At 69.9% G+C, this 17,031-nt stretch carries 18 protein-coding genes; 10 read left to right on the top strand and 8 right to left on the bottom strand.

Translation table 11 applies throughout. The features are described from left to right. Positions 1-39: 39 nt before the first annotated feature. On the bottom strand, positions 40-348 hold the full coding sequence (locus tag QSJ30_RS00670) for a 4a-hydroxytetrahydrobiopterin dehydratase (protein WP_285605855.1): 309 nt from the start codon (positions 346-348) through the stop codon (positions 40-42). A 46-nt stretch (positions 349-394) separates the two neighbouring features. On the opposite strand from QSJ30_RS00670, the gene QSJ30_RS00665 reads away from it, so the two are divergent. Further along, the gene (locus tag QSJ30_RS00665) at positions 395-1,153 is read left to right on the top strand and encodes a 3-oxoacyl-ACP reductase family protein (RefSeq protein ID WP_285605854.1); all 759 of its coding nucleotides are present in this window, start codon (positions 395-397) and stop codon (positions 1,151-1,153) included. Between the two features lie 127 nt (positions 1,154-1,280). Here the strand turns inward: QSJ30_RS00665 and folD are convergent, their stop codons facing one another. Next, positions 1,281-2,195, bottom strand: coding sequence for a bifunctional methylenetetrahydrofolate dehydrogenase/methenyltetrahydrofolate cyclohydrolase FolD (gene folD / locus QSJ30_RS00660; protein ID WP_285605853.1), 915 nt, complete (start codon positions 2,193-2,195; stop codon positions 1,281-1,283). Between the two features lie 183 nt (positions 2,196-2,378). Between folD and QSJ30_RS00655 the strand changes: the two genes are divergently transcribed. The 4 genes from QSJ30_RS00655 (at position 2,379) to hppD (ending at position 8,701) form a co-directional block, all read left to right on the top strand. Further along, entirely contained in the window at positions 2,379-2,948 is a 570-nt protein-coding gene (locus QSJ30_RS00655; protein WP_285605852.1) for a ribosome maturation factor RimP, read from the top strand. A 1-nt stretch (position 2,949) separates the two neighbouring features. Continuing rightward, complete coding sequence (nusA, locus tag QSJ30_RS00650) at positions 2,950-4,278, top strand: transcription termination factor NusA (protein WP_285605851.1); 1,329 nt, start codon at positions 2,950-2,952, stop codon at positions 4,276-4,278. A 58-nt stretch (positions 4,279-4,336) separates the two neighbouring features. Further along, positions 4,337-7,411, top strand: a complete 3,075-nt coding sequence (gene infB, locus QSJ30_RS00645; RefSeq protein WP_285605850.1) for a translation initiation factor IF-2 — start codon at positions 4,337-4,339, stop codon at positions 7,409-7,411. Between the two features lie 180 nt (positions 7,412-7,591). Beyond that, on the top strand, positions 7,592-8,701 hold the full coding sequence (gene hppD / locus QSJ30_RS00640; RefSeq protein WP_285605849.1) for a 4-hydroxyphenylpyruvate dioxygenase: 1,110 nt from the start codon (positions 7,592-7,594) through the stop codon (positions 8,699-8,701). A gap of 116 nt (positions 8,702-8,817) precedes the next feature. On the opposite strand, the gene QSJ30_RS00635 is transcribed toward hppD, so the two are convergent. Further along, complete coding sequence (locus QSJ30_RS00635; RefSeq protein WP_285605848.1) at positions 8,818-9,294, bottom strand: DinB family protein; 477 nt, start codon at positions 9,292-9,294, stop codon at positions 8,818-8,820. A gap of 83 nt (positions 9,295-9,377) precedes the next feature. Here QSJ30_RS00635 and QSJ30_RS00630 point away from each other — a divergent pair, with 83 nt between their 5' ends. Both QSJ30_RS00630 and QSJ30_RS00625 read left to right on the top strand, forming a co-directional pair. Further along, positions 9,378-9,782, top strand: a complete 405-nt coding sequence (locus QSJ30_RS00630; RefSeq protein ID WP_285605847.1) for a type II secretion system protein — start codon at positions 9,378-9,380, stop codon at positions 9,780-9,782. A gap of 37 nt (positions 9,783-9,819) precedes the next feature. Continuing rightward, a complete protein-coding gene (locus tag QSJ30_RS00625; RefSeq protein WP_285605846.1) occupies positions 9,820-10,332 on the top strand; it encodes a DUF4149 domain-containing protein in 513 nt (170 codons plus the stop codon). On the opposite strand, the gene hflX is transcribed toward QSJ30_RS00625, so the two are convergent. Beyond that, the gene (gene hflX, locus QSJ30_RS00620; RefSeq protein WP_285605845.1) at positions 10,323-11,510 is read right to left on the bottom strand and encodes a GTPase HflX; all 1,188 of its coding nucleotides are present in this window, start codon (positions 11,508-11,510) and stop codon (positions 10,323-10,325) included. The two genes, QSJ30_RS00625 and hflX, sit on opposite strands and share 10 nt — an antisense overlap. A 57-nt stretch (positions 11,511-11,567) precedes the next feature. On the opposite strand from hflX, the gene QSJ30_RS00615 reads away from it, so the two are divergent. Then, positions 11,568-12,794, top strand: a complete 1,227-nt coding sequence (locus tag QSJ30_RS00615) for an ABC transporter permease (protein ID WP_285605844.1) — start codon at positions 11,568-11,570, stop codon at positions 12,792-12,794. After that, positions 12,791-13,441, top strand: coding sequence for an ABC transporter ATP-binding protein (locus tag QSJ30_RS00610; protein ID WP_285605843.1), 651 nt, complete (start codon positions 12,791-12,793; stop codon positions 13,439-13,441). Before QSJ30_RS00615 ends, QSJ30_RS00610 begins: the two co-directional genes overlap by 4 nt. A 4-nt stretch (positions 13,442-13,445) precedes the next feature. Here the strand turns inward: QSJ30_RS00610 and QSJ30_RS00605 are convergent, their stop codons facing one another. Then, positions 13,446-14,321: an NAD(P)-dependent oxidoreductase gene (locus QSJ30_RS00605; protein WP_285605842.1), complete on the bottom strand. Its 876-nt coding sequence runs from the start codon at positions 14,319-14,321 to the stop codon at positions 13,446-13,448. A 20-nt stretch (positions 14,322-14,341) separates the two neighbouring features. Continuing rightward, on the bottom strand, positions 14,342-14,779 hold the full coding sequence (ruvX, locus tag QSJ30_RS00600) for a Holliday junction resolvase RuvX (protein ID WP_285605841.1): 438 nt from the start codon (positions 14,777-14,779) through the stop codon (positions 14,342-14,344). Between the two features lie 17 nt (positions 14,780-14,796). Between ruvX and QSJ30_RS00595 the strand changes: the two genes are divergently transcribed. Beyond that, positions 14,797-15,276, top strand: coding sequence for a methylated-DNA--[protein]-cysteine S-methyltransferase (locus QSJ30_RS00595; RefSeq protein ID WP_285605840.1), 480 nt, complete (start codon positions 14,797-14,799; stop codon positions 15,274-15,276). Here QSJ30_RS00595 and QSJ30_RS00590 read toward each other — a convergent pair. Both QSJ30_RS00590 and QSJ30_RS00585 read right to left on the bottom strand, forming a co-directional pair. Next, positions 15,233-15,922 carry an NAD(P)H-binding protein gene (locus QSJ30_RS00590; protein WP_285605839.1) on the bottom strand — a complete coding sequence of 230 codons (690 nt, stop codon included), beginning with the start codon at positions 15,920-15,922 and terminating at the stop codon, positions 15,233-15,235. The genes QSJ30_RS00595 and QSJ30_RS00590 overlap by 44 nt on opposite strands. Next, positions 15,919-16,968, bottom strand: coding sequence for an MBL fold metallo-hydrolase (locus QSJ30_RS00585; protein ID WP_285605838.1), 1,050 nt, complete (start codon positions 16,966-16,968; stop codon positions 15,919-15,921). Before QSJ30_RS00585 ends, QSJ30_RS00590 begins: the two co-directional genes overlap by 4 nt. Positions 16,969-17,031: the final 63 nt, after the last annotated feature.

Raw genomic sequence — 17,031 nt, 5'->3', positions numbered from 1 at the left:
TCTCGTGACATGACCTCCTGGCCGGGTCCCGGCGGCCGGTCAGATATGTTCTTGGTACATCCGGTCCAGGGCCTCGGCCAGATCCAGATCCCGCTGGGTGATGCCGAGGCTGACATGGGTGGTGAGGACGGCCACGACCCAGCGGTAGCCGAGGGTCAGGTCGGGGTGGTGGTTCACCTTCTCGGCGTGCTCGGCGGCGGCCATCACGAACCCGAGGCCGCGGGGGTAGGCCGAGAAGACATAGCGGCGGCGCAGGGTGAGGCCATGGGCATCCCCCTGCGCGACCCACTCCGGATGCGCCGTGAGGAAGGCCTCCATGGCGTCAGGGCTCACCAGATCCTTGGACATGCTTTCCCCCATGCGGCATCCTAATCCGTTGTCCCGGAATCGCGCCATGCCCTTCAACCAGCCCCCCCTGCTCGGCCGCATCGCCTTCGTCACCGGATCCTCCCGGGGCATCGGGCGGGCCATCGCCCTGGAACTGGGCCACTGGGGGGCGGATGTGGTGGTCCACGCCCAGAAGAACCTGGATCTGGCCGAGGCCGTGGCTGCAGACATCCGCGTCATGGGCCGCCGGGCCATGGCCGTGCTGGCGGACGTGCGCGTGAAGGCGGAGCTGGAAGCCGCCGCGGATCGCGTGAAGGCGGAGCTGGGGCTGGTGGACATCCTCGTGAACAACGCCGGCACCCGGCAGGACGGCCCCTTCATCCTCATGGGCGACGAGAAGTGGGAGGAGGTCATGAACGTGAACCTCCGGGGCACGGTGTACGCCACCAAGGCCTTCGTGCGCGGCATGATGGCCCGGAAGTGGGGCCGCATCGTGAACATCGTCAGCCCCACCGGCATCATTGGCATGGCCGGCCAGACCAACTACGGTGCCAGCAAGGGCGCGGTCATCGCCCTCACCCGCAGCCTGGCCCGGGAAATGGCACCCTTTGGCGTGTTGGTGAACGCCGTCAATCCCGGATTCATCCACACGGAGCTGACGGCCGACGTCTCCCCCGAGGCCAAGCGCGACCTGCTCGCCCCCACCATCCTCAAGCGGGAGGGCGAACCGGAAGAGGTGGCCAGTGTGGTCGCCTTCCTCTGCTCCAACTGGGCCAGCTACATGAGCGGCCAGATCGTCAATGTGGACGGCGGGCTCTGCCCCTGATGGCGAAAGCGGAAAACTCACGCAGAGGCCGCAGAGCAAGGCGGAGGGTCGCGGAGGAAGGCGCCTTGATCTGCAAGGCTTTCCTCTTCTTTTCTCTGCAGCCTCAGCATTCTCCGCGAGTGCTTTTCTACTTGGACTGATCTGCCGCCATCAACGTATTGGTCAATAACCCCGCAATGGTGAGCGGCCCCACGCCGCCCGGCACGGGGGTCACGGCGGAGGCCACCTGCATGGCCTCGCCGAAGCGCACGTCGCCGCAGAGGACGGCGCCCTTGGCCTGGAAGGTTTCCAGCTTTTTCGGCTCACAGGCGAAGATCCGGGCCGCCAGGTCCGGGTCTTCGACCCGGTTGATGCCCACGTCCACCACCACGGCGCCGGGCTTGATCCAGGAGCCCTCCACCAGGCCGGGCCGGCCCACGGCGGCCACCAGCAGGTCCGCCTCGCGGCAGACGGCGGGCAGATCCTTCGTCCGGCTGTGGGCGATGGTCACGGTGGCGTGCTGCTCCAGCAGCATGAGGGCCATGGGCTTGCCCACGATCTCGCTGCGGCCCAGCACCACGGCCCGGAGGCCCTTGAGCGCCACACCGTGGTGGGCCAGCAGGGACATGCAGGCGCTGGGGGTGCAGGGACGCAGGCCGGGCAGGCCCTCCAGCAGCAGGCCCTGGTTCATGGGGTGGAAGCCGTCCACATCCTTGGCGGGGCTGATGCGGTGCAGGGCCTCCTTGGAATCCAGGCCCTTGGGCAGGGGCAGCTGCACCAGGATGCCGTCCACGGCCGGATCGGTGTTCAGGCGGTCGATGAGGGCATCCAGCTCGGCCTGGGGCGTGTCCGCCGGCAGCCGGTGCTCGAGGGAGGTGACGCCGACCTTGGCGCAGGCGGCGGACTTGTTGCGGACGTAGACGTGGCTGGCGGGATCGTCGCCCACCAGCACCACGGCCAGGGCCGGGGCCCGCAGTCCGCTGGCCAGCCGGGCCTCCACCCCCTGGCGCACCGCCTCGAGCATGCGATCCGCGTGCGCCTTGCCGTCCAGGATGGTGGCCATATCAGAGCTCCTAGGTTCCATTGAATCGCATGGCGGCTGTGGCCCTCATCAAGATTCTCTTTCATTGAGATTCCAGGCGAGGAGCGCTAGACTTGGAATTCAATTCGGCCATGGCCACCCGGACCCGGGTGCCAAGACTGGGTGGGTTCGGCCCACCTTTTTTGTTGTTAGCCCGGAGTTTCCTTGGATCTGAAGAAAGCGCAGCCCCCCCTCGAGCGCCAGCTGGCCCTGCTGGGCTACGAGCTGGTGCACCTGGAGCTCGTCCGCGAAGGCCGGGACGAGATGCTGCGCCTCTACATCGATCACCTGGACGCCGAGACCAGCGGCCGCAAGATCACCCTGGACGACTGCACCGCCGCCCACGAGGGCCTGCTCCTGTGGATGGACGTGGAGTTCCCCGACCTGCGGGAGAAGCTCGGCGTCGAGATCAGCAGCCCGGGCATGGAGCGCCCCCTGGTGAAGGCCGACCACTTCCGGCGCTTTGCGGGCCGGCTCTGCCGCGTGCAGACCGCCGCCCCCATCAACGGCCAGAAGCGGTTCAAGGGCTGGATCGGCCCCGTGGACGGCGCCAGCATCACCCTCGAAGAGGATGGCGTCCTCAAGACCATCCCCATCGAAGGCATCCAGAAGGCGCGCCTGGCGCCCTTCGACGAAGAGAAAACCCCGCGGCCCAAGCACCTGACCGCCCGATTCACCGAAGTACCTGATGCCGACGGCGTAGAGACAAGCGCCGCCGAGGACGAGGAGGCCTGAGATGGCAAATGTGGCAACGACCTTTTTCGATAGCGTGAAGATGATCGCCGCCGAGAAGGGCATCCCCGAAGAGGATGTCTTTGCGGCCGTCGAGGAAGCCCTGGCCAAGGCCGCGGACAAGTACTTCAACGCCCAGGACTTCTACGGCAACTTCCAGGCCCAGATGGACCGGGAGACCGGCGAGTTCCACGTCTACGCCCTGAAGCAGGTCGTGGCCGAGGTTGAAGAAGAAGATCTCGAGATCAGCCTGGCCGAGGCCCAGACCCTGAACCCCGACGCCGCCGAGGGCGACACCCTCTGGCTGCCCCAGGACACCAGCCAGCTGGGCCGCATCGCCGCCCAGGCCGCCAAGCAGGTGCTGGTACAGAAGGTCCGCGAGGCCGAGCGCGAGCGCATCTTCACCGAGTTCGCCGACCGCATCGGCGAGGTGGTGGTGGCCGAGGTGAAGCGCTTCGAAAAGAGCGCCATCATCCTCGAGATCGACCGCGTGGAGGCCATGCTGCGCCGCAGCGAGGCGCTCCGCGGCGACCGCTTCGACAAGGGCCAGCGTATCAAGGTCGTCATCGTGAGCGTCGACCGCAGCGCCAAGGATCCCCAGGTGCAGGTCAGCCGCACCGATCCGCGGCTGCTCATCAAGCTCTTCGAGAATGAAGTGCCCGAGATCCATGACGGCACCGTGGTCATCCGCAACTGCGTCCGCGAGGCCGGTGACCGCGCCAAGGTGGCCGTCCACAGCCTCGATCCCGATGTGGATCCCGTGGGCGCCTGCGTGGGCCTCAAGGGCAGCCGCGTGCAGGCCATCATCCGCGAGCTGAAGAACGAGAAGATCGACATCGTCCGCTACTCCGACGACCCCGCCCAGTTCATCGCCAACGCCCTCAATCCCGCCAAGGCCCTCCGCGTGAACCTCGGCGACCCCGAGAGCCGCCGGGTCGAGGTGGTAGTGGACGACGAGCAGCTCAGCGTGGCCATCGGCAAGCGGGGCCAGAACGTCCGCCTGGCCGCCAAGCTCACGGGCTGGAACATCGATGTCCGCAGCGAGGCTGACAAGCGCCGCGAGGCCGAGGTCGCCATGGGCCTGGCCCTGCCGGAGCTCGATGCCGAGGCGGCTCCCGCCGCCGAGGCCGCTGCGCCCGCTTCCACCCTGCTGGACGAGATCCAGGCCGAGGGTCTGGACGCTGCCCTCGCGGATCAGCTGGCCGCCGCGGGCTATCCCACTGCCAAATCCCTTTACACTGTCACTGCCGAGCAGCTCATGCAGGTGGATGGCATGGATCAGGATCTGGCCTTCCGTCTCATCGATGCCGTGCAGGCTCATTTCGGGGAGTAGGCTGTAGTCCTGCAGCCCTTCCCGTTCCCCACCCCCCAGGCCGAGGTAATCCGCTTACATGCTGCGCATCAACCAACTCGCCAAAGAGCTCGGAGTCGCCAATCAGGAGGTCATCGAGGCCTGCGAGAAGCGTCTGGGCCTCCAAGGGAAGAGCCACAGCTCCAACCTCACCGATGACCAGGCGGATCAGCTGCGCCGGAGCTTCCAGGGCAAGCACAAGGGGGAGACCGATGCTCCGCCCCTCGCGCTGCACAAGCCCTCCGCCGCCGTGAAGGTGGTGAAGGCCCCCCACCAGCCGGCCGCCGCCAAGGCCGAGCCCCGGCCCGAGCCCGAAGCGCCCCGGCCGGCCCCCGCCGTGCTGGTGAAGAAGGCCGAACCCCGGCCCGAGCCCCAGTCGGAACCCGAAGCCCCGGCCCCCGCCCAGCCGGCGGACCAGGTGAAGGCCGCTGAGCCCGCCCCGGCAGTCGAGCCTGCCCCCGGCGCCCCGGCCCCTGCCGCCGCCACCAGGGCGCCTGCGCCCGCCGAGGCCCCCCAGGAGACCTTCTCCCGCCTGAAGGTGTCCGCGGGCACCACCCCCGCCCCCCGGGAGGAGAAGCCCGCCCGCTACATCCAGCTGCCCCCGGCCCGCCCCACCGGCGGCCAGGCCCCCCAGCGCCCGAGCCAGCCCCCGGCCCCGAGTCAGTCGGCTGGTTCCGGCCCCCGCCCCGAAGCGGGCGCCCGCCCCATCGTGCAGCGCCCCGGCCAGGCCCCCTCGCCCGGCAGTGTGCAGCGCTCGGGCATGCCCCAGAAGGAGAAGGCCGTTCTCCAGATGGCCACCAACACCGGCCGCGGCGAGGTGCGCCATGATGCGCCCGCTCCGGTCACGCCCAGCCGGCGCCCCTACATTCCGCCTGCCATCACAGAGATGAGGCCCGACCAGGGCTTCAGCCGCATCAAGACCTCGGATACTCCGGCCCCCGCGCCCCGATCCACGGAGCCCGCCCGCTACATCCAGCTGCCCCAGGCCCGTCCTGCACCCGGCAGCCGCCCCAGCGGCCCCGGCGCCCGCCCGGGTGGCCCCGGTGGACGCCCCGGCGGCCCCGGCATGGGCTCCCGTCCCGGCGGCCCCGGCCGTCCCGGCATGGGTTCGCGTCCCGGCGGCCCTGGCGGCCGTCCCGGCGGTCCCGGCCGCGGTCCCTCCATCCCGGCCTCGGGCCCCATCGATCCCAACAGCCAGAAGGGACCCGGTCGCGGCGCCCACGTGGGCGGCAAGAAGAAGAAGGGCGGCTACGTCCGGAGCAAGGAAGAGGAACTCGACCTCAAGCTCCGCCAGCCCCGCTCCCGCGCCCAGCAGGTGGCCAGCGAGTACATCGAAGAGGAGATCGGCATCGTCATGCTCTCCGAGGGCGTGACGGTCAAGGAACTCGCCGAGAAGTGCAACCGGCCCGCCAAGGATGTGGTCGCCAAGCTGCTCCACCGCGGCATCTTCGCCACCATCAACCAGCCCCTCGACACCGAGATGGCCAAGGACATCGCCCGCGAGTTCGGCTACCTGGCCGACATCGTCTCCTTCGAGGAGGATGTCCAGATCGCCTCCGACGAATCCGGGGAAGTGGTGGGCGAGAAGCTGCCCCGGCCCCCGGTCGTCACCATCATGGGCCACGTGGACCACGGCAAGACCTCGCTGCTGGACGCCATCCGCAAGACGAAGGTGGCCGCGGGCGAGGCCGGCGGCATCACGCAGAACGTGGGCGCCTACCATGTGAACGTGAAGGATCCGAACACCGGCGAGCTGCGCAAGGTGGTCTTCCTCGATACGCCGGGCCACGAAGCCTTCACCAAGATGCGCGCCCGGGGTGCCAAGGTCACGGACATCGCCGTCCTGGTGGTAGCCGCCGACGATGGCGTCATGCCGCAGACCGTGGAATCCATCAACCACGCCAAGGCCGCGGACGTGCCCCTGGTCGTCGCCATCAACAAGATCGACAAGCCCGGCGCCAACCCGGACAAGGTCCAGCAGGGCCTGCTCCAGTACAGCGTCCAGACCGAGGCCTACGGTGGCGATGTGCCCGCCGTCCTCGTCAGCGCCAAGACCCAGCAGGGCCTCGACGAACTGCTCGAGACCCTGCTCCTCGTGGCGGACCTCAAGGAGCTGAAGGCCGTCTACGACTGCCCCGCCGCCGGGTCCATCATCGAAGGCCGCCTGGACCGGGGCCGCGGTCCCGTCGCCACGGTGCTCGTGCAGCGCGGCACGCTGAAGGCCGGCGACATCTTCGTGGCCGGCGCCACCATGGGCCGCGTCCGCGCCATGTTCGACTACATCGGCCAGCGCGTCACCGAGGCGGGTCCCTCCACCGCCGTGCAGATCCTCGGCTTCGAGGAAGTGCCCAGCGCCGGCGACAACTTCCAGGTGGTGGAGGACGAGGGCAAGGCCCGCACCATCGTCTCCTTCCGCCAGGAGAAGGCCAAGCAGGCCGCGCAGCAGAAGCAGCGCGCCACGCTCGAGACCTTGTTCAGCACCCTCAAGGACGGCCAGGTCAAGGAGCTGCCCCTCATCATCAAGGCGGATACCCAGGGCTCCGTGGAGTCGCTGGTGGGCCAGCTGGAGCGCCTCAGCACCGACAAGGTGCGGGTGCGCATCATCCACAGCGCCGCCGGCACCGTCACCGAGAACGACGTGCTCCTGGCCGAGGCCTCCAAGGCCACCATCATCGGCTTCCAGACCCGGGCCGAGAAGAAGACCGAGGAGCTCGCCCGTGAAGAGGGCGTGGACCTGCGCTTCCATGACATCATCTACAAGGTCACGGAGGAGATCGAGCAGGCCATGGTCGGCATGCTGGACGCCACCGAGAAGGAGACCGTCCACGGCCAGGCCGAGGTGCGCCAGCTCTTCAAGATCGGCAAGACCGTCATCGCCGGCTCCTTCGTCACCGAAGGCAAGGTCCAGAAGTCGAACAAGGTCCGCGTGAAGCGGGGCGAGGAAGTCCTCTTCGAGGGCGGCCTCAAGAACCTCAAGCGCTTCAAGGAGGATGTCACCGAGGTGAAGAACGGCCTCGACTGCGGCATCTCCCTTGATGGGTACGACGAGCTGAAGGAAGGGGACATCCTCGAGTTCTTCAGCAAGGAGAAGGTGATCGCCACTAGCCTCAGCTGAGGCGATCTGCGCCAGGCGCAGATCCACAACGGGCCCGCTCTGCGGGCCCGTTTTTCATTGAGATCCATAATTGACTCAATGGTGTTTAAATGTTGAATATGTTGGAGTAAACTTTATTCATGTGATCCGCGTCACGCCTCCCCGGTCCCAGAATGGGCGGTTGCTCCCCTCGAGGTACCCATGTCCGCTCCCAGCTTCGCCCTCACCGCCCCCTCGAACCGGCAGCCCGCCAGCAACCCCCTGGGCCTGGTGGGCATCGACCACTTCCAGCTGACCGGTTCCATCGCGCGCCTGGAGCCCCTCTACCGGCGCCTGGGCTTCGCCCGCCTGGCCAGCGGGCAGCACGCCTGGGGAAGCTTCGTGCACCTGCGCCAGCAGCGCATGGACATCCTGATCTTCGAGGCGGACGGGAGCCACCCGGCCGGCCGCTACTTCGAGGCCCACGGCGAAGGGGTCTGCGCCCTCAACTTCGAGGTGGAGGACCTGGAGGCCGCCCTTGCCCAGGCCCGGGCCCAGGGCGCCCGCGTGATGCTGGAGCCCGAGACCCATGCCCTCGGCGCCGGCTCGGTCCGCTTCGCCGCCATCCAGGGCGTGGGCGACGTCTGGAACTTCCTGGTCGAGCGCAAGGGCGAGCCGGCCACCTTCTGGCCCGGGCTGGCGCCGGACGAAGCCTCGGCCCTCTGCGAGCCCGGCCTGGTGCGGGTGGACCACCTCACCAACAATGTGGGCCCCGCCGAGATGGACGCCCTGGTGGACTTCTACGAGCGCGTCTACGGCTTCGTCGTCACCCGCGAGTTCCACATCCGCGGCGCCCTCGGCACGGGCCTGGATTCCAAGGTGGTGCAGAGCGCCAACAACCGCGTGATCATCCCCATCAACCAGCCCACGGACGAGAAGAGCCAAGTGCAGGAGTACGTCACCCGCCATCGCGGCCAGGGCGTCCAGCACATCGCCCTCTCCACCAACGACATCTTCCACACCCTGCGCGTCCTGCAGGCCCAGGGCTTCAAGTTCCTCCGCGTGCCCGACACCTACTACGAGCTGCTGCCCGGCCGCATCGCGAAGAGCGGCTACACCGTGCGGGAGAGCCTCGAAGAGGCCAAGGAGCTGGGCATCCAGATCGACGGCGACCAGACCGGCTATCTGCTGCAGATCTTCACCGAGGACCAGATCGGGCCGCTCTTCTTCGAGATCATCCAGCGGCGGGGGAACATGGGTTTCGGGGAGGGCAACTTCCAGGCCTTGTACGACTCCATTGAGCTGGATCAGAAGAAGAGGGGCGTCTTGTGATCCTCCCTTCGTGATTCGCTCCTCGCCGTGTCCCGGCTTCGCAGGCTCCCCCGGAGCCTGCTTCGCCACCCGGCGGTCGCGACCATTGAGCTGGATCAGAAGAAGAGGGGCGTGCTCTAACGCCCCGTTCCCAGCCGCTTGATGAGCTGGATCTGCCCGCCGTGGTGCAGGTCGTGGGCGGCGACGCCGAGGATCAGGTCCCGGAGGCGGTACTTGGCCTTGGCGGAGGGACGATCCAGGTCGGCCGGCTTCAGGGCCGCCACCGCCGCCCGCAGCTCACGGTGCATGCGGTCCAGCAGGGCCAGATCGCCCTTCCACTGAGCGGCCTCGGCTTCAGCACGGGGGAACCAGTTCGAGCCCTTCAGAGGAAAGGCGCCCCGGGGCAGGTCCACCAGCTGGCGCAGCACAGCGTATTTCCAGTAGGCCAGATGGACCACCAGCTCGTGGATCGAGGGGCGCCCGGGGCCGGGCCGACGGGCCGCATCCGCGGCGGTCAGGCCCCGCAGGGCCCCCTTCAGATTGGCGCCATGCCAGGACTTGCAGTCATAGGCCTGGTCGAGGAGGGTGAGGGCCAGATCCAGCTCGGGAGCCATGGAATCTCCTGGAAAGGCCCCAGAATGCCAGCTTCCGGAACCGGGGCGCGGCGGCCCGCAGCCCATTGAGGTAAGGTAATCCCATGCGCTTTTTCCCTTCCCGCCAGCGCGGGTTCACCTTGATGGAGCTGCTGGTCGTCATGACCATCCTGGCCCTGCTCACCACCGTGGGCCTGGTGGGATACCGGTACAAGACGACCGTCGCCCGCGAGGCCGTGCTGAAGGAGAACCTCTTCCAGATCAACCACGCCCTGGAGCAGTACCGGGCGGACCGCGGCAAGTACCCCTCCAGCCTGGGTCCCCTGCGGGAGCTGGGCTACCTGCGGGACATCCCCTGGGACCCCATCACCCAGTCCCGGGACACCTGGCAGCTGGAGCTGGAGCCCCCGGATCCCGACAACCCCGATGCCGAGTTGGGTGTCTTCCGCGTGCGGAGCGGCTCGGCCGACAAGAGCCCCATCAACCAGATCCCCTACAACGAGTGGTAGGGCGATCTTCAGTTTTCAGGTTTCAGTCCGGGGATCCATGAGTCCGAAAAGCCTCCACCTCCTCGATCGCCTCTCGGCGGCCCTCCTGCTGCTCTGGGCCGGCGCCGCACTGGGCTTCGGGATCTTCTCCGCGCCGGTCTTCTTCCGGGAGCTGCCCAGCCGCGACGTGGCGGGGCACATCGCCGGACTGATCCTCGGGCGCCTGGACTGGGCGGCCTGGACGGCCTTCGGGCTGGCCGGCCTCAGCTGGGGCGCCCGCTGGATGGCCGAGGTGAAGGAGGAGATCATCGGCCCCATGCGCCTCTGGAGCGCCGCCTGGCTGGTGGCCATGCTCATGTGCCTGGCCAGCACCTTCGTGGTGACCCCCAAGGTGCGGGCCATCCGGACCCGCATCGGCGCCCCCATCGAGACCCTGGCGCCGGACCATGCGGACCGCGTGGCCTACAACAAGGCCCATGGCACCAGCCGCAACCTCTTCTTCCTGCGCCTCCTGCTGGCCCTGGGCCTGGCGGCCACCGTGGGGATGCTGCCCCGGGGCGATCAGGAGTAGGCCGGATCCGGCAGTTCCCAGGCCTCCAGCTCCCGGGGCTGGGGCGGCCCGGGGATCAGCTCCCGCAGCCAGCTGCGGATCTCGGCGATCCCGGCGCCCTGGAGGGCGCAGGCCTGGACGGCCCCGGGATGACGCTTCTTCAGGTCCAGCTTCTGGGGGCGGTGCAGGCGGTCCACCTGGTTCAGCACCAGCAGGCGCGGCTGGGCGTTCCCATCCTCGGGGGCGCAGCCGATCTCGCGGAGGGTCGCCCCCACCACGCGCAGATGCTCCTCCAGGTCCGGATGGGCGGCGTCGGCCACCACCAGGAGGGCATCGGCGGTGCGGACCTCGCCCAGGGTGCTGCGGAAGGCCGCCACCAGCTGGTGGGGCAGCTTCCGGATGAAGCCCACCGTATCCGCCACCAGGCAATGCTTGGGCTCGGGGTCGCCCGCGCCGGTCTCGGGGTCGAAGTCCTGGCCCAGCCAGGCCTTGCGGGTGGTGGTGTCGAGCGTGGCGAAGAGCAGATCGCGAGGCTCGCCTTCACCCGTGAGGGCCTTCAGGAGCGTGGTCTTGCCGGCATTGGTGTAGCCCACCAGGGCCACCCGGGGCAGGCCCTGGGGCCGGCCCTGGCGCTGGGTCTCCCGCACCTGCTCCAGGTGGGTGAGCTCCCGCTTGAGCTGGCTGATGCGGGTGCGGATCATGCGGCGGTCCACCTCGATCTGGGTCTCGCCAGGGCCGCCGCGCAGGCCCACGCCGCCGCCCTGGCGCTCCAGGTGGGTCCAGGCGCCCTTCAGGCGGGGCAATTCGTATTCGAGCCGGGCCAGCTCCACCTGGGCCTTGGCCTCCCGGCTCTGGGCCCGCTGCTCGAAGATGCTGAGGATGAGGCCCGTGCGATCCAGGCAGATGAGGTTCGTGAGCTTCACGATGGCGTTCACCTGGCTGCCGCTCAGCTCGTCGTCGCAGATGAGGTGGCGGACCCCCTGCCGGGCCGCCTCGTCAGCCAGGGCCTGCAGCTGGCCGGAGCCGTAGAAGGTCCGGGTGGCGATCTGGGCCCGCTTCAGGATCCGCCGGGTCTGGACCTCGAACCCGCAGCTCCGGGCGAGTTCAGCCAGCTCCAGGAGGTGATCCTGGATGCGGTCCTCCCGGTCCTCGGGGCCCTGGCGGGCGATGAGCAGACAGCGGGGAGGGGTTTCGGCCATGAGGCAAAGCTGCCGTGTCCGAGGGCAATAATCAAGCCCCCCGGCTACCCTGGAGCCATGCCCTTGTTTGAACGCACCATCGCCGACCGCTATCTGAAGACCCACCGCAAGGGAGCCTTCGTCCGGATCATGGTGCGCTTCGCCCGGGGCGGCACGGCCCTGGGGGTCTTCGCCATGGTGGTGACCCTGGCCGTGATGAACGGCTTCCACGAAGAGATCCAGGCCACCCTGTTCAGCGCCACGGCCCACTTCACGGTGTTCAACCTGGCGGGGGACATCCCGGACACGGAAGGCGCCCTGAAGACCATCCGGGCCGTCCCCGGCGTCCAGGCCACCTCTCCCATCCGGCTGGAGAAGGGCCTGCTGCTCCGCCCCGGTAGTGAGATGCCGCCGGAAGCCGTGGTGGTGAAGGCCGTGGACCCCGCCACGGCCCACGGCACCTCCAGCATCTTCGATTCCATGCAGCCCACCCCCATCGAACAGCTCAAGGAGGGCGAAATCGTCCTGGGCAAGGAACTGGCCACGCGCCTGGGCTTGCGGGTGGGCGACACGGTGGCGCTCAACCTGTTCCGCATGGAACTGGGCCTGGGGGGCCAGCAGCCCAAGGTGGCCGCCTTCCGCGTGGCGGGCACCTTCCATAGCCACAGCTCCGAGTACGACAAGGCCTGGTCCTTCATCCACCTGGCGGACGCCATGCGCATCGCCCACACCGAAGGCCGCGCCGAGATGATCGAGGTCCGCGCCAGCAGCATCGAGGCCATCGCCAAGGTGAAGCCCCGGGTGCTGGAGGCCCTCGGCCCCGCCTTCCAGGCCACGGACCTGCGGGAATCCAACCGGGCCCTCTTCGCCGCCCTGACCGTGGAGAAGTGGGCCTTCACCGCCATCCTCAGCCTCATCGTGCTGGTGGCGGCCTTCAACATCGTGGCATCCCTGGTGCTGCTGGTGACGGAGAAGCGGCGCGACCTGGGCGTGCTGCTGGCCCTGGGCGCCACGCCGAAGCAGATCCAGCGGCTCTTCGAGCTGCAGGGCCTGCGCATCGGCGTCGTGGGCACGGCGTGGGGTCTGGGCGTGAGCGTGCCGCTCTGCCTGGTCCTGGACCACTGGAAGCTCCTGAAGCTGCCCGCCGCCGTCTACGACTTCATCACCTACATGCCCTTCCGGCTCAAGCTGCTGGACATCGTCCTGGTGGCGGTCTTCCCCCTGCTGGTCTCCTGGCTGGCCGCGCGCTACCCCGCCAAGAAGGCCGCCGCCCTGGATCCCGTCGATGCGCTGAGGGCCGAATGATCGGACAGCCGCTTTCCATCCAGGGCCTGCACAAGACCTACCCCGGGAACGCCCACCCGGTCTTCGACGGCTTCTCGCTCGATGTCGAGGCCGGCAGCCTCTGCGCCATCGTGGGCGTCTCCGGCGTGGGCAAGACCACCCTGCTGAACTGCGTGGCGGGGCTCGACCACTGGGAGGGCGGGACCATCACCGTGGGGGGCGGCCCCGTGCCCGAAGGCGCCGAAGCCCGGGCCCTCTACCGCCGCCGCCGCGTGGGCCTGGCCTTCCAGCAGCCCCACCTGCTGCCGGAGTTCACCGTGCGGGAGAACCTCCGCATGCCGCTCCTCATCGACGGCGATGGCTCCGCCGAAGCGGAAACCTGGATCGGTCGGCTGCTGGCCACCGTGGGCCTGGGCGATCTCGGCGAGCGGCTGCCCGGCCAGCTCTCCGGTGGCCAGGCCGCCCGCGCGGGCCTGGCCCGCGCCCTGGTGCGCAGGCCCGCCCTCTGGCTGCTGGACGAGCCCACGGGCAACCTCGACCCTGCCACGGCGGAAGAAGTGTTCGGCTTCCTGCTGAGCCTCCACGCCGAGCTGCGCCCCACCACCCTCCTCGTCACCCACAATCCCGGCCTGGCCGGGCGCTGCATGCGGACCGTGCGGCTGGGATGAGAACTTAGAGCCCCGCATCCTCCCGGCTGATGCGGGAGAGGGCCGCCAGATCCTGGTCGCCGTAGCCCTTGGCCACGGCCGCCAGCAGACGGTCGTGGAGGACGCTGGCCACGGGCATGGGCGCCTGGAGGGCCTCGGCGGCCCGGAGGGCCAGGCTCACGTCCTTCAGGCCCAGGCGCAGGGCGAAGCCCGCGGGCTCGAAGTCGCCGCGGACCACGGCCCCCCCGTAGGCCTCGGCCAGGGGGGACTTCAGCAGGGCCGTGTTGAGGATCTTCAGGGTGGTCTCCGGCGCCACCCCGGCCTTCTCCCCATAGGCGAAGGCCTCGCTCAGGGCCTCCACCACCGTGACCAGGAGGCTGTTCCCCGCCAGCTTCATGGCGTGGGCCGTGGCGGCCCGCTCCCCCAGGGGGAAGACACCCTGGCTCAGGGCCTCGAACAGGGCCTGGCAGCGGGCCACCTGGGCCTCGGGTCCTGCGGCCAGGATCCAGAGCTGGCCCGAGGCCGCCGCCGGCGGACGGCCGAAGACCGGCGCGGCCACGAAGCCCTGCCCCGCCGCGGCATGGGCCTCGGCCAGGCGGGCGGAAGTGGCGATGCCGATGGTGCTCATGGAGACGTGGACGGCCTCCGGGGCCATGACTTCCAGCAGGCCCCCGGACCCGAAGGTGATGGCCTCCTCCGCCGCGTCGTCCGCGAGCATGGTCACCGCCAGCTCCGCCCCCTCCAGGGCCTCCCGCACGGAACCCGCCACCTTGGCCCCGAGCAGTCCGAAGGGCTGTGCCTTGACCACATCCCGGTTGTAGACGGCCAGCTCGAAGGCGCCGGCCAGGCGGCGTGCCATGGGGTCGCCCATCCGCCCCAGGCCCAGGAATGCGATGCGCATGGTCCCTCCGGGTGAAGGTCTCAGTCCAGCAGGGTAGCCGGAATCCCCCTGGCCCGCCGGTCCTCCAGCAGCTCGCCCAGGATGACGGCCGCCGCGGCGGCATCGAGCAGAAGCTTGCGCTTCTCGGGCTTCACGCCGCGCTCCCGCAGCAGGCGCTCGGCCTCGGCGCTGCTGAGGTGCTCGTTCACCAAACGGAGGGGCAGGCCGGTGCGGGCCGCCAGGGCCTCGCCGAAGGCCCGGGCCGCGGGCGCCGTGGCGCTCTCGGCGCCGTCCTTGTGGCGGGGCAGGCCCACGCAGAGGGCCTGCACGCCTTCGTCCTTGCAGAGCCGGACCAGGCGGTCCAGCGTGCGCGCCTCCTCCTGGGGCCACACCTCGAAGGGCGAGGCCAGGATCTCCAGCTCGTCCGAGAAGGCGAGGCCGATCTTCTTCGTGCCGTGGTCAATGGCGAGCCAGCGCATCCTGCCATCCTAGCGGCATGGCCGGCCGTTCCCTCACCTTCGCCACCGCTCTCGGCCGGCTCCGCCTGGGCTGGACGGCGGAGGGGATCTGCCTCCTGCGCTTCACAGACGCCCTCGACCGCGAGGAGGCCGCGCAGGCACCGGCCTGGGTTCTGGAGGCCGTGCGCCGCCTCATGGCCCACCTGGCGGGAAGCCCACAGAACCTGACCCGCATTCCCGTGGACCTGTCCGGCCTCACACCATTCCAGCGCCGCGTGGCCGAGGCGCTGCGGGCCACGGCCCCGGGTCAGACGATCAGCTACGGCGAGGTGGCCCTGCTGGCGGGCCGGCCCGGCGCGGCTCGGGCCGTGGGCCAGGCCGTGAAGGCGAACCCCGTGCTGATCCTCGTGCCCTGCCACCGGGTGACGGCGGCGGACGGACCCGGCGGCTGGAGTGCCTTCGGGTCGCCCGAGGTCAAGGCGCGGCTGCTGGCGCTGGAGGCGCCCCCAGGGCGATGAGGTCGGCGGCCTCGAGGACCGCCGCCGGTGCCCCGTCCCGCGCCACGCGGAGCATGGCCCGGCCCAGCTCCTCCGTGGTGAGGATGGCCTTCGGGAACAGCCGCCGCAGCAGCGGGAAGCAGGGCCCCAGCACGGTGTAGATGGCCTGGTACCAGCCCGTCCGCGACCGGATGCCGTGGAGGGGCTGGATGAGGCCGGGGCGGAAGAGGTAGACGGCTCGGAAGGGCAGGCGGCGCAGGGCGTTCTCGGTCCGCCCCTTCACCCGCGCCCACATGGTGCGGCCCTGTTCCGTACTGTCCGTCCCGGCGCCGGACACGTAGACGAAGGCCATGGACGGATTGAGGCGCGCCAGGGTCACCGCCGCCGCCAGGGTGAGGTCGTAGGTCAGGCGTTGGTACTCGGCCTCCGGCAGGCCCGCCGCCGAGACCCCCAGGCAGAAGAAGCAGGCGTCCAGCCCGGCGAGGTCCGGCTCCACCGCCCGGTAGTCGAAGAAGTCGCCGTGGACGATCTCCTTCAGCTTCGCGTGCGTCTGGCCCGAGGGCTTCCGCACGAGGGCCACCACTTGGCTGACGCCGGGATCCCGCAGGCACTCGCGCAGCACGCCCTGGCCGATCATGCCCGTGGCGCCGAAGAGCAGGACCTTCATGGCAGACCTCCTTGCACAGCGGGTCGCCCATCCAGCGTGGCACGGATGGGGACCTCGGCCCCAGTCTTCCAGGGCAGCGTGGGCCACCAGCGCTGGTGGGGCGACGCCTCAGGCTCGAAGCCCTCCCCGGGCCTCGGCAGCGCCACGGTGGCGCCCGCGGGCCCCGCGGCGGCCAGCACCCGCTCTACGGGTTCGGTCCAGCCGTGGGCGGCCAGGTCGAAGAGGCCCCAGTGGATGGGCAGGAGCACGCGGCCCCGCACCATCCGGTGGGCCGCCACGGCCTGCTCGGGGCCCAGGTGCCAGTCGGGCCAGGCGGGGTTGTAGGCGCCGGCCTCGATCATCGTGAGGTCGAAGGGTCCCAGGCGAGCGCCGATGTCCACCAGGCCCTGGAACATCCCCGTGTCGCCGGAGAAGTAGACCCGGTGTCGGGGGCCGAGGAAGGCGAAGCCGCCCCAGAGCGTTCGGTCCTTGTCCCGCAGGCCCCGGCCCGAGGCATGGCGGGCCGGCGTGAGCACCACCTCCAGGTCGCCCACCCGGATCGATTCCCACCAGTCCAGCTCCGTGATGCGGGCCCCGGGCACGCCCCAGCGCACGAGCCGCGCGCCCACGCCCAGGGGCACCACGAAGCGCGTGTCCCAGTCCTTCATGCGGCGGAGGGTGCCCTCGTCCAGGTGGTCGTAGTGGTCGTGGGAGATGGCCACCACCTGGGGCACGGGCACCTCCTCCAGGGGGATGAGGGGCGCGTAGAAGCGGCGCGGCCCGGCCCAGCCGACGGGGGAGGCCCGGCGACCCCACACGGGATCCGTGAGGATGCGCGTGCCATCCACGTCCAGGTACACCGTGGAATGGCCCAGCCAGGTGGCCCGCAGGCCCGAAGGAGCGGCCGCTTCCAGGTCGGCGCGGGTCGGGTGCGCCACGGGCAGGGGCTCCCGGGGCGTCGAGTTCCGGTCCCGCCGGAAGAGGCTGCCGACGGCGCCCCAGGGGTCGTTCCAGAGGGTCTGGGGGTTGCGGAAGCGCCCATCGCGCCACTGCGGAGATCGTTCCATGCGGGAACTCCTGAGAAAGTCGGGGGAGGAGCCGGCGGCCCAGAAGCCCCCGGCCACGGCGGC

Source organism: Geothrix edaphica (assembly GCF_030268045.1).
Taxonomy (GTDB): domain Bacteria; phylum Acidobacteriota; class Holophagae; order Holophagales; family Holophagaceae; genus Geothrix; species Geothrix edaphica.
Note: the sequence above shows the minus strand (reverse complement) of the source record. Positions and strands in the feature narration are given on the sequence as shown.

Excerpts from the sequence above, each read along its gene's own strand:
- QSJ30_RS00670 (WP_285605855.1), bottom strand. The coding sequence starts at position 348 with ATGTCCAAGGATCTGGTGAGCCCTGACGCCATGGAGGCCTTCCTCACG.
- QSJ30_RS00665 (WP_285605854.1), top strand. The coding sequence starts at position 395 with ATGCCCTTCAACCAGCCCCCCCTGCTCGGCCGCATCGCCTTCGTCACC.
- folD (WP_285605853.1), bottom strand. The coding sequence starts at position 2,195 with ATGGCCACCATCCTGGACGGCAAGGCGCACGCGGATCGCATGCTCGAG.
- nusA (WP_285605851.1), top strand. The coding sequence starts at position 2,950 with ATGGCAAATGTGGCAACGACCTTTTTCGATAGCGTGAAGATGATCGCC.
- infB (WP_285605850.1), top strand. The coding sequence starts at position 4,337 with ATGCTGCGCATCAACCAACTCGCCAAAGAGCTCGGAGTCGCCAATCAG.
- hppD (WP_285605849.1), top strand. The coding sequence starts at position 7,592 with ATGTCCGCTCCCAGCTTCGCCCTCACCGCCCCCTCGAACCGGCAGCCC.
- QSJ30_RS00635 (WP_285605848.1), bottom strand. The coding sequence starts at position 9,294 with ATGGCTCCCGAGCTGGATCTGGCCCTCACCCTCCTCGACCAGGCCTAT.
- QSJ30_RS00630 (WP_285605847.1), top strand. The coding sequence starts at position 9,378 with ATGCGCTTTTTCCCTTCCCGCCAGCGCGGGTTCACCTTGATGGAGCTG.
- QSJ30_RS00625 (WP_285605846.1), top strand. The coding sequence starts at position 9,820 with ATGAGTCCGAAAAGCCTCCACCTCCTCGATCGCCTCTCGGCGGCCCTC.
- hflX (WP_285605845.1), bottom strand. The coding sequence starts at position 11,510 with ATGGCCGAAACCCCTCCCCGCTGTCTGCTCATCGCCCGCCAGGGCCCC.
- QSJ30_RS00615 (WP_285605844.1), top strand. The coding sequence starts at position 11,568 with ATGCCCTTGTTTGAACGCACCATCGCCGACCGCTATCTGAAGACCCAC.
- QSJ30_RS00610 (WP_285605843.1), top strand. The coding sequence starts at position 12,791 with ATGATCGGACAGCCGCTTTCCATCCAGGGCCTGCACAAGACCTACCCC.
- QSJ30_RS00605 (WP_285605842.1), bottom strand. The coding sequence starts at position 14,321 with ATGCGCATCGCATTCCTGGGCCTGGGGCGGATGGGCGACCCCATGGCA.
- ruvX (WP_285605841.1), bottom strand. The coding sequence starts at position 14,779 with ATGCGCTGGCTCGCCATTGACCACGGCACGAAGAAGATCGGCCTCGCC.
- QSJ30_RS00595 (WP_285605840.1), top strand. The coding sequence starts at position 14,797 with ATGGCCGGCCGTTCCCTCACCTTCGCCACCGCTCTCGGCCGGCTCCGC.
- QSJ30_RS00590 (WP_285605839.1), bottom strand. The coding sequence starts at position 15,922 with ATGAAGGTCCTGCTCTTCGGCGCCACGGGCATGATCGGCCAGGGCGTG.
- QSJ30_RS00585 (WP_285605838.1), bottom strand. The coding sequence starts at position 16,968 with ATGGAACGATCTCCGCAGTGGCGCGATGGGCGCTTCCGCAACCCCCAG.